The organism is Streptomyces sp. SID4985 (assembly GCF_009863025.1).
Classification (GTDB): domain Bacteria; phylum Actinomycetota; class Actinomycetes; order Streptomycetales; family Streptomycetaceae; genus Streptomyces.
Map to the genome: position 1 here is coordinate 1 of NZ_WWIR01000175.1, position 10,710 is coordinate 10,710.

Consider the following 10,710-nt stretch of genomic DNA (forward strand, 5'->3'; position numbering starts at 1 on the left):
GCGGGGGGTGGGTGTGCGGGGGATGCGTGTACGGCGGGGGCGAGGTGTGCGGCGGAGGAGTGCTCTCCTCGCCACCGTAGGGCGGCGGTGTGCTGTGGTGCGGCGGAGGAGTGGTCTCCTCACCGCCGTACGGAGGCGGAGTGCTGTGGTGCGGCGGAGGTGTCGTCTCCTCACCGCCGTACGGAGGCGGAGTGGTTTCCTCGCCGCCGTAGGGAGGCGGGGTGCTGTGGTGCGGCGGGGGTGTCGTCTCCTCACCGCCGTAGGGCGGCGGCGTGGTCTCGTCGTCGTCGCCGTACGAGGGCGGCTTGGTCTCGTCGTCCCCGTACGACGTGGGCGGCTTGGTCTCGTGTCCGCCGTACGCGGGCGGCGGGGTCGTCTCGTCCTCGTCGCCGTCGCCGTAGGACACGGGGGGCTTCGTCTCGTCGTCGTCGCCGTAGGACGCCGGGGGCTTCGTCTCGTGGTCGCCCCCGTAGGCGGGGGGCGGGGTGGTCTCGTCCTCGTCGTCGTTGCCGTAGGACGCGGGCCGGGTCGGTTTGTCGTGGCCGTAGGACGGGGGCGGGGTCGTCTCGTCCTCGTCGTCGTCGCCGTACGAGGCGGGAGCGGTCGTCTCGTTGTGGCCGTACGACGGGGGCGGGGTCGTCGCGGGTGCCGTGGTCTCGTGGCCGTAGGCGGGCGGCGGGGTGGTGTGGCCGCCGGAGCCGTAGCCGGAGTCGTCGGAGTCGTCGTCACCGTAGGAGTCGTGGTGGCGCGCACTCTTGCCGGTGACACAGGACTCGGCGATGGCCGGGTCCAGCGCGGCGGACACGTCGACGGTGTTGCCGCAGATGGTGACCGGGACGTGGACCGGTACCCGGAGGGTGTTGCCGGACAGTGCGCCGGGAGAGCGCTGTCCCGCGCCCTGCGCTCCCGAATCGGCGAGCGCCTGACTGCCGTACAAGGACAAGGACAGCACGCCGGTCGCGGCCGCGGCTGCGGCCACGACGATGCCCTTGCTCAGGGTCTGTCTCAATCTCGTGGTCTTCCTGCTCGAAGAAGTGGGAAGGCCGGCCCCGGAACGCAGATTCGAAGGGATCGACGGTCCGGGGCCGGCCTGAACGCAGCCGTGCGGCTGGTGCCTTGCGGCGGTGGCGTCAGCCGTTGACGCAGGCGTTGCCGAACGCCGGGTTCAGCAGGGCGATGACGTTGACCGAGTTGCCACAGACGTTGATCGGAACGTGCACCGGGATCTGGATGACGTTGCCCGACAGGACACCCGGCGAACCGACGGCCGCACCCTCGGCACCGGCGTCGGCGAAGGCGGGGGCCGCCCCGCCCAGGGCCAGGATGGCGCCGGCGAGGACAGCAGCGGTCTTCTTCATGGTGTTTCCCTTCTCTGCGGTCATGTCCTTATGTCGGCCGAAACCGAGCGAGCACAACTTGAACGGCTCGCACCATGACCGGCAGGCTGTGAAACGAGGGATAGACAGCCGAGGAAACCGTGGAACGCGCGTCGCCCCTGAATTCACTCGAACGCCTCCACGGAATTGACAGGTTGGCGCAGTCGGAGAGGATTCGACAGGGGACGGAAATCGCGGAGACAACCGGGAAACGGCGAAGGCCGCCCCGGGCGGGGCGGCCTTCGGAGCGGACCGGCGGACCGGCCCGCGGGTGTCAGTTGTTGCCGACGCCGTTGCCCGCGAGGACGGAGATGTCCTCCACCAGGTGGGAGAGCGGCTCGTCGTTCTTGGCCTGGGTGGAGTTCTCCGCGCACTGCTGGTTCTGCGGCGAGGACAGGACCGGGATGTCCTGGACACCGACGTTGATCAGCGCGAGGACCGACTGGACGTCCGCCTTGACGGGCAGGCCGACGCAGAGCTTGTTCAGCGAGCTCTGGACCAGGGTGGCCTGCGGGCTGAGGTTGCCGCCCGTGACGTTGTTGCCGAACGCCTCCGAGGCGCCGTTGCCGCTCAGCGACGTGGTGCCGGTGTCGTTTCCGATGGCGAGAGCCTGGGGGGCGGCAGCCGCCGAGACCCCGATGAAGGACGCGGCGACCGCGGCCGCGGCCATTGCCTTCTTCAGCATTTCGCTTTCCTCTTTCCCTGGCTCCACGCCAAGACGCACGTTCCTGTCCGGCATCAACCCCGGGGCGGCGAAATGGTTGCGGTATGTCACCCGATCGGATCGTGACGCGGCGCGGAGTGGATGCGAATTTCCCTTGGAAAATCGGGCTTTCGGCCGTTTCCCGTGTGGGCCATCGGAGTGAACGAGAGGAACCCCGCGGCGGGCGGGGCAGTTGAGCCGGGCACTCCGGTGACGGGGTTTCTCCAGAAGGGAATCGCAAGTGATCAAGAAGGTTCTGGCCGCCGCCGCGGTCGCCGCCTCCGTTGTCGGTGTCTCCGCCGCCGCCGCGTCGCCGGCCCTGGCCATCGGCAACGACACCGGCACCACGTCGTTCAGCGGAAACGGTGCTTCGCAGGCGTTCGGCAACTCCGCCACCTACGGCAACATGAGCCCGCAGATGGCGCTCATCCAGGGTTCGCTGAACAAGCCCTGCATCGGCCTGCCCGCGAAGGTCAACGCGCAGTCCCTGATCGGTCTGCTCAACGTCGGTGTCCAGGACATCCCGATCCTGTCCTCGCCGCAGAACCAGCAGTGTGTCGAGAACTCCACCCAGGCCAAGGGCGACGAGCCGCTGTCGCACATCCTGGACGACATCTCCGCCCTGTCCGGCAACGGCGCCGGCAACAACTGATCAGCCACTGATCCGGAGATGTGAGGGGCCCCTCGCGGGCCCCTCCCCAGCGGGCCGCCGAGCGATTCGGCGGCCCGTCGGCATGTCCGGGGAGCGGTGAACCGGCGCGTGCATCGCAGGACTTGGGTGCGGCTTCACGAACGCGCGACTCCACGAACGAGGGGGCGCTTGTGAACTCATCGCACTGCGCTGCCCCGATAGGGGCACAGACCGCAACCCCGGTGTCCGCCGACCCGTTGACGATCACGCAACTCCTCCCCGGAGTCCGCCTTTCGAAAGGGAACGCACATGAAGAAGCTGTGGGCAACCGCGGCTGTCGCCGCCTCCGTCGCCGGTCTCGCGGGCGTGGCCGCCCCGCAGGCCCTCGCCATCGGGGACGACCACGGCACCACCTCGTTCAGCGGCAACGGCGCCTCGCAGTCGTTCGGCAACTCGGCCACCTTCGGTGACATGAGCCCGCAGCTCGCGCTGGTCCAGGGGTCGCTGAACAAGCCGTGCATCGGCCTGCCCGCGAAGATCAACGCCCAGTCGGTGCTCGCGCTCATCAACGTCGGCGTCCAGGACATCCCGATCCTGTCCTCGCCGCAGAACCAGCAGTGCGTGGAGAACTCCACCCAGGCCAAGGGCGACGAGCCGCTCTCGCACATCCTGGACGACATCTCCGCCCTGTCCGGCAACGGCGCCGGCAACGGCTGATCCAGCCCGTACCGCGACGGCGGGCCACCGGTTTCCCCGGTGGCCCGCCGTTTCGTATGTCCGGACGCCTCGCCCTCCGACGCCCAAGTGCCCTACGACACCACGTCCTTGCGGGCGAACCCCCGGAAGGCCAGGGCGAACAGGACGAGGGCGTAGGCCACCGAGACCGAGGCGCCCTGGATCATCCCGGCCCACTCGGCGTGCGGCTGGAGGGCGTCCGCCCAGGCGAACTGCCAGTGCGCGGGCAGGAAGTCGCGCCAGTCGCCGAGGGCGGTGACGGCGTCCAGGACGTTGCCGACGATGGTCAGGCCCACCGCGCCGCCGACCGCGCCGAGCGGGGCGTCCGTACGGGTCGACAGCCAGAACGCGAGGGCGGCGGTGACCAGTTGGGACACGAAGATGTAGGCCACCGCGACCGCGAGGCGCTGCAGCGCGACGCCCGGCTCCAGCGCGCCCCCGGTGGGGATGCGCAGCGGGCCCCAGCCGTAGGCGGCGGTGCCCGCGACGAGGGCCACGGCGGGCAGCAGCACCATCGCGGCCAGGCTCATCCCGAGGGCGACGACCAGCTTGGACCACAGCAGCCGTACCCGGGGCACGGGCGCGGCGAGCAGATAGCGCAGCGAGGACCAGTTGGCCTCGGAGGCGACCGTGTCCCCGCAGAACAGCGCGACCGGGATGACCAGCAGGAAGCCCGCCGAGACGAACAGGGCGACGGCGGCGAAGTTGGCGCCGGAGGCGGTGGCGGTGTCCATGAGGGTGATCCGGGAGCTGCGGCCGCCGGGCTTGCCGCCGATGGCGAAGGCGGCGAGGAGCACGAACGGCAGCACGGCCAGGAGCAGGCCCATGACCAGCGTGCGGCGGCGCTTGAGCTGGCGGATCAGCTCCACGCGCACGGGCAGGGTGCGGACGGGACGGTAGCCGGGTGCCGTGTCCGCGCCCGGGGTGAGCGTGCTCACGGGGTGCCTCCGATCAGGGTGAGGAAGGCGTCTTCCAGGCGCCGGTGCGGGCCGACGGAGGCGACGGGCACCTCCAGGCGGACGAGGTCCACGACCAGGGCCTCGGCGGTGGCGCCGGGCTCCAGGCGGACGAGCAGCCCGTCCTCGGTGCGTACGGCGGAGGCGACGCCGGGCAGCGCGGCCACCTTCTCCACGAGCGGTTCGCGCACCGGGGTTCCGGTGCCGACCAGGAGGGTGTCGCCGGAGCCGATGATGTCGCGGACCGGGCCCGCCTGGACCAGTCGGCCCCGGTCCATCACCACGAGGTGGGTGCAGGACTGCTCGACCTCGGCGAGGAGATGGCTGGAGACGATGACCGTGCGTCCGGCGGCCGCGTAGCGGATCATCACCTCGCGCATCTCGCGGATCTGGGGCGGGTCGAGGCCGTTGGTGGGCTCGTCCAGGATGAGCAGGTCGGGCAGGCCGAGCATGGCCTGGGCGATGGCCAGGCGCTGGCGCATGCCCTGGGAGTAGGTGCGGACCGCGCGGCCGAGGGCGTCGCCGAGGCCCGCGATCTCCAGGGCTTCGGCGAGGTGCGCGTCCTCGGCGGGGCGGCCGGTGGCCCGCCAGTACAGTTCCAGGTTCTCCCGGCCGGACAGGTGCGGCAGGAAGCCCGCGCCCTCCACGAAGGCGCCGACCCGGGAGAGGACGGGGGCGCCGGGGCGTACGGCGTGGCCGAAGACGCGGATCTCGCCCGCGTCGGGCCGGATGAGGCCCATCAGCATCCGCAGGGTGGTGGTCTTGCCCGCGCCGTTGGGGCCGAGGAGTCCGAGTACCTGGCCCTTCTCGACGCGGAAGGACAGCTCGCGTACGGCGTAGCGGTCGGCGGAGCCCGTGTAGCGCTTGCTCAAGTCGCCGATGACGAGCGGGACTTCGGCCAGCTCGGGGTCGGGGGCGGGAGCGCTGGTGGGGCGGCGGGCGGTGAGGAGCAGGGCGGCGGCGAGGGCGGCGCCCGCGAGGGGCAGCCACCAGACCCAGGCGGGCAGCGGGGTCCGGGCGGTGGTGACGCCCGGGGCGGTGGGCACGCTCAGGGCGCTTTTCAGCGAGACGGTGTACGTCGCCGGGGCGGTCGGGGAGGCGTAGGCGAGGTCGGTGGAGGCGAGGACCAGGCTGAGCCGGTGGCCCTTCTGCACCTCGTGGTCGATGGCCGGGAGGATGACCGTGACGTCGTTGCCCGCGCGGGCGCCGGTGATGCGCAGGGGTGTGACCAGCTGGGAGGGCAGGACGCGGGTGCCGCCGGGGCCGACGTCGTAGAGCTTGGCGAAGAGGACCGCGTCGTCGGAGGTGGCCTTGACGTGGACGCGTGCGGTGGGTGAGCCGGTGACGCGGAGCGTGGAGCGCAGCGGGGCGGAGTCGAAGTGGGCGTTCTGGCCGGGGAAGTCGAGGGAGACGCCGGTGCCGAGGGCGGAGAGCCGGGCCAGGCTGCCGAGGCCGGGCAGCGCGGAGACGGCGGGCGGGCCCGCGCCGGCCGGGTTGGCGACGTGCTGGGCGCCGCCGGTGAGCGGCATGGTGTGCTGGTCGGAGTGGAGGCCGGGGTAGGCGTTCGCGCTGGCGCCGCGCAGCTGGACGGCGCCGTCGGTGGAGTCGACGCCTCCGGTGCGGGTGACGCGGAAGGCGGGGCCGGTGGCGGCGGAGGTCTCGTCCTTGAGGTAGCGGTCGAACCAGGAGCGCATCCGGGTGGCGACACGGTTGGTCTCGTTGTCGCCGCCGTCGTGGCCGCCGGAGATCCAGTCGACCTTGACCGGGGCGCCGTTGGCCCTGATCGCCCGTTCGGCCGCGTCGGACTGGGCGAGGGTGAACAGGGAGTCCGTCTGGCCCTGGAAGAGGAGCGTGGGCACCTTGATGCGGGCGGCGACGGCGGAGGGGGAGCGTTTCTCCAGGAGGCGGCGGGCGTCGGCGTCCGGGACGCCGGACTGGGCGACGCGCTGGTACATCCGGCACAGGGCGGGCTCGAAGTCCGCGCAGCCGCCGCCGGAGCTGAAGAAGACCCCGGCCCACAGCTTCTTGAACACGCCGTCGGGGAACAGGGCGTCGGCGAGGTCCCAGTAGGTGACGGCGGGGGCGATGGCGTCGACGCGGGGGTCGTACCCGGCGGCGAGCAGGGAGATGGCGCCGCCGTAGGAGGCTCCGGCCATGCCGACGCGGGGGTCGCCGGGGGCGTCGAGGCGGACCTCGGGGCGCCTGGCGAGCCAGTCGATGAGCTGGGAGACGTCCTTGACCTCGTGCTCGGGGTCGTTCAGGCCGATCTCGCCGGTGGAGCGGCCGAAGCCGCGCGCGGACCAGGTCATGACCGCGTAGCCGTGCCGGGCGAGGTCCTGGGCCTGGCCGAGCATGTCCTTCTTGCTGCCGCCGAAGCCGTGGGCGAGCAGGACGGCGGGGCGGCGGCCGGGGCGGCCGTCGGTGAAGAAGGACGTGGTCAGGCGGGTGCCGTCGGCGGTGGTGAGCTTCTGGTCGACCTGGTGCACCCGGGGGGTGTCGTCGCCGGAGGCGGTCGCCGTCCAGGTTCCGGCGGCCACGAGCAGCGCGGCGGCGGAGAGGGCGGCGGCCGCCCGGCGGGGCCCCTTCAGGAGCCGCGCCACGGGCACTCGAAGATCCATGACCCCACCGTAAGGGCCCGGAGCTGCGGCGGACGGCGCCGCCGGGCTGAACCCCCGGCCCTCCCCGGGGAGTACGCGCCCGGCCGGGTGTACCGCGAGCGCGGTACACCGCGAGGGGGCGGTGTCAGGGGCGCGTGTCCTCGGGGAGGGAGACGAGCCAGTGGGTGGCGGCGCGGGGGCGGAGGTAGAGCGCCCAGTAGAGGGTGGCGACGGCGGTGATGCCGCCGGTCCACAGGAGGTAGCCGACGTCCTGCTGGGTGAGGACGTAGGTGAGGACGACGATGAGCAGGATCGGCAGCGCGGGCCACAGCGGCATCCGCCAGGCGGGGGTGTGCCGGTGGGGGTCGCGGCGGCCGAGCAGGGCGGCGACGGCGACGAGCAGGTACATCGCGGTCACGGAGACGCCGGTGACGCCGTAGAGGGTGTCGAGGTCGACGAAGCAGAACAGCGCGCCGGGGACGCCGACGGCGAGGGTGGCGACCCACGGGGAGCCGAAGCGGCCGAGGTTGGAGAAGAGGCCGTTGACCGGGGTGGGCCACGCCTTGTCGCGGGCGGAGGCGAACAGGACACGGGAGTTCTGGATGACCATCACGATGCCCGCGTTGACGATGGCGAGGGCGACGCAGAGGCTGACGAAGGTGCCGACGGCCGTGTTGGACCAGGCGGTGACCATGGAGCTGATGTCGCCGCCGGTCAGCTCCTTGAGGTCGGTGGCGCCCAGGGTGATGGCGGCGACCGGGACCAGGATGATCACGGTGGAGATGGCGAGGGTGGCCAGCACGGTGCGGGCCACGTCGCGGCGCGGGTGCTCCAGTTCCTCGGAGAGGTAGACGGCGGTCGAGAAGCCCTGGGTGACGAAGAGGGCGATGGCGAGTCCGGAGACGACCAGCGCCGCGGTCACGGCGTCCGTGTGGCCGTGGGCGCCCGCGACCTGCATCGAGACGAGGCTGTCGAGCCCCCGGTGCCCGTGGGCGAAGCCGAGGACGGCGACGACGGCGGCCGCGATGACCTCCAGGACCAGGAAGATCCCGGTGATCCAGGCGTTGGCGCGCAGGTCGAGCAGTCCGGCGAGGGTGGCGAGCAGCATCACGGCGGCGCCGGTGAGCGAGGGGTCCAGGTGCACGACGGGGGCGAGGTAGTCGGCGGTGCCCATCGCGATGACGGGCGGCACGATCATGACGACCAGCAGGGAGAGCACGAAGACCAGCCAGCCGGTGAGCCGCCCGGCCAGCGTGGAGACCATGGCGTACTCGCCGCCCGCGCTCGGGATGAGGGTGCCCAGCTCGGCGTAGCAGAACGCCACGGCGATGCAGAGCAGCGAGCCGATGGCGATGGTGAGCGCGGTGGCGGTGCCGAGGGTGCCGAAGAGGTCGGGGACGACGACGAAGAGGGTGGAGGCGGGGGTCACGCAGGAGAGCGTCAGCAGGGTGCCGCCGACGACGCCGATGGAACGCTTGAGCTTCTGGGGGCTGTCGGACGGGTGCCCGGGGGCGGCGTCCTCGGCGGGGCGGAGCGTGTCGGTCATGCGGCGGTCCGATCGACTCGTGCGGGCTCGGAAGGGAGCGCTATCGCCTCCGGCGGTTCGTGGCGTACGTCATGTCTCTCGCTCCTGGCGCGCATCGAACACCGACGAAAACCGGCGCGTCAATGGGTGTTCGGCTACGGATTCCGTAGGTAAACCCGGCTTGCCGCTACGCATACAGCGGCATCTCGCGGGTGGTTCCCCGCTTGTCACCGGTGCGGGAACCGCAGGTGCCCCGCGAAAAAAACCGGGGCCCGGAAGCGGTTCGCGCGCTTCCGGGCCCCGGGTGGGGACGGCCTCGGGTCACTCCTCGTCGCGCAGCCGGGTCACGAGGGGGGCCAGTTCCTCGGCCTGTTCGGTGTGGCCGAGGGCGGCCAGCCGGGTGACGGCGGCCTCCAGACGGGTACGGGCGGGGGCGGGGCGCTCCAGGAAGATGCCCTCCACGACACCCGCGAGCCGCACGCACTCGGCCCACTCGGCCGCGTGCTCGGCGTCCTCCCCCGGGTCGCCGAGCAGGGCGACGGCCTTCTCCAGGGAGGCCAGCGCGCTGTCGTTGTCCCCGGCGTAGGCGTAGACCTGGCCGGACTCGTAGGCCAGGGCGGTCTCCAGGGAGCGGGGCCGACCCCGATGGCCCGCGGCGGCGGCCTCCTCCGCGATCCGGCCCGCGTCGGCGAGGAGGGCGAGGGCGTCGTCCAGACCGTCGGCGCCCTCCCGCTTCACCTGGAGGAGGGCGATCTCGCGCAGGACGCCGCTGAGCTGGTCGTAGCGCGGGGAGCGGGCGTGGACGGCGCGCACCTGCTCCGCGACCTCGCGGGCGTGGCCGAACTCGCCCGCCTCCGCGAGGAGTACGGCCGTCTCGGCGGCGATCATCGCGTGGGCGCGCTCGTCGTCCTCCCAGCCGGCCGACTCCGCCGCGAGGGTGACGTACTCGACGACGGCGGCCTTGAGGTCGTCCAGCGCGTGCAGCGCGCGGGCGCGGGTCAGCCGCAGCTGGGCCACGATCCGGTCGTTCATCTCCCCGGCCGCGACGTCCGGTTCGGCCAGGAGGGAGTCGACCAGGGAGACGCAGTCCTCGGCGCGGCCGAGCTGCAGGCTGATCCGGGCCGCCTCCATGTAGGCGCAGAACGCGTCCGTGCGGTCGCCGTCGCGCAGGCCCAGCTCCGCCGAACGGGTCAGGTGCCGCAGCGCCTCGCCAGGGCGCCCGAGGTGCAGACACGCCTGGGCCAGATCGGTGTGGACGCGGATGGCGTGGGCCGTGTCGGCGGGCCACTCGGCGCCCAGGCGCAGGGCCTCGGCCAGGCTCTCGTGGGCGGCCTCGGCGTCGTGGAGGCCGAGCTGGAAGCGGCCGCGCAGCGCGAGGGCGCGGGGCACGTGCCAGGCGGGTCCTTCCTTCCCGAGCCGCTCCAGGAGGGTGTCGATCCCGGTGACGGCGGTGGGCACGTCACCGGCGAGGGCGTGGGTGCTCGCCCGCAGCAGCAGGGCGCCGGAGCGCTGTCCGGCGATGTCGTGCCGGTCGGCGAACGCGTACAGCAGGTCCGCCTCGGCGAAGAGCGGCGCGATGTGCTCCTCGTCGCCCGAGGTCTGGAGCCGCAGCCCGAGCAGGGTCGCCCGCAGCCGCAACAGCCGCGCCTCCTGGTACGGGGCGAGGCCGTCCGCCTCCTCGTGGAGGCGGACCACGCCCGCGTGGGCGGCGGTCAGCGCGGCGGTCCGCTCCCCGGCCGGGTCGGCGGCGTCCCGCGGGGGGATCTGGGCGCGGGCGAGCAGGGCACTGGCCCGGGAGAGCGCCGCGTCACCGGGCTCGCCCGCCTCGTCGTACAGGGCGGCGGCCTCGTCCTGGAGGTCGGCGGCGTCGGTGTAGCGGTCCTTCGCGGCCGCCCGGTCCGCCTCGTCGGCCAGCAGGTCGGCGCGCAGCCGGACGAGCGGGCCCACGGCCGGGTCGTCGGGGTGGACGTAGCCGGGGGCGGCGACCAGGGTGCGCAGCCGGGCCCAGCACGCGAGGGCGTCCGGGTGTCCCTGCGTGTCCAACTCCCTGGCCCGCAGGACGAGTTCGGGCAGCGACTCGGGGAGGCCGGCCGGGGCGGCGGGCGCGGTGACCGGTGCCGCCGGGGCCACGTCGTCCAGGGCCCGGGCGCGCAGGGTCAGTTCGAGGGCGTCCACGAGCGGGGCGCG

The 10,710-nt window shown here is 72.9% G+C and carries 8 protein-coding genes and 1 pseudogene; 2 read left to right on the forward strand and 7 right to left on the reverse strand.

Annotated features, from left to right (window positions below; all coding sequences use genetic code 11):
- The 3 genes from GTW40_RS06910 to GTW40_RS06920 form a co-directional block, all read right to left on the reverse strand.
- Positions 1-1,009 (reverse strand): chaplin family protein (locus GTW40_RS06910; protein ID WP_161179270.1); only part of this gene is annotated, 1,009 nt, incomplete at its 3' end.
- A gap of 121 nt (positions 1,010-1,130) precedes the next feature.
- Positions 1,131-1,358, reverse strand: a complete 228-nt coding sequence (chpD, locus tag GTW40_RS06915) for a chaplin ChpD (protein ID WP_161179277.1) — start codon at positions 1,356-1,358, stop codon at positions 1,131-1,133.
- Positions 1,359-1,650: 292 nt separating this feature from the next.
- On the reverse strand, positions 1,651-2,061 hold the full coding sequence (locus tag GTW40_RS06920) for a rodlin (RefSeq protein WP_161179271.1): 411 nt from the start codon (positions 2,059-2,061) through the stop codon (positions 1,651-1,653).
- 259 nt (positions 2,062-2,320) lie between these two features.
- Between GTW40_RS06920 and GTW40_RS06925 the strand changes: the two genes are divergently transcribed.
- Together GTW40_RS06925 and GTW40_RS06930 are read left to right on the forward strand one after the other, a co-directional pair.
- Positions 2,321-2,731 carry a rodlin gene (locus GTW40_RS06925; protein ID WP_161179272.1) on the forward strand — a complete coding sequence of 137 codons (411 nt, stop codon included), beginning with the start codon at positions 2,321-2,323 and terminating at the stop codon, positions 2,729-2,731.
- Between the two features lie 288 nt (positions 2,732-3,019).
- Positions 3,020-3,427, forward strand: coding sequence for a rodlin (locus GTW40_RS06930; RefSeq protein WP_161179273.1), 408 nt, complete (start codon positions 3,020-3,022; stop codon positions 3,425-3,427).
- A 92-nt stretch (positions 3,428-3,519) separates the two neighbouring features.
- Here the strand turns inward: GTW40_RS06930 and GTW40_RS06935 are convergent, their stop codons facing one another.
- The 4 genes and pseudogenes from GTW40_RS06935 to GTW40_RS06950 all read right to left on the reverse strand — a co-directional run.
- Complete coding sequence (locus GTW40_RS06935; protein ID WP_161179274.1) at positions 3,520-4,383, reverse strand: ABC transporter permease; 864 nt, start codon at positions 4,381-4,383, stop codon at positions 3,520-3,522.
- On the reverse strand, positions 4,380-7,019 hold the full coding sequence (locus GTW40_RS06940) for a CocE/NonD family hydrolase (RefSeq protein ID WP_161179275.1): 2,640 nt from the start codon (positions 7,017-7,019) through the stop codon (positions 4,380-4,382). The genes GTW40_RS06935 and GTW40_RS06940 overlap by 4 nt, the downstream gene beginning before the upstream one ends.
- A gap of 124 nt (positions 7,020-7,143) precedes the next feature.
- Positions 7,144-8,544: an APC family permease gene (locus tag GTW40_RS06945; protein WP_161179276.1), complete on the reverse strand. Its 1,401-nt coding sequence runs from the start codon at positions 8,542-8,544 to the stop codon at positions 7,144-7,146.
- 300 nt (positions 8,545-8,844) lie between these two features.
- A pseudogene (locus GTW40_RS06950) lies at positions 8,845-10,710 on the reverse strand (hypothetical protein); the annotation flags it as partial.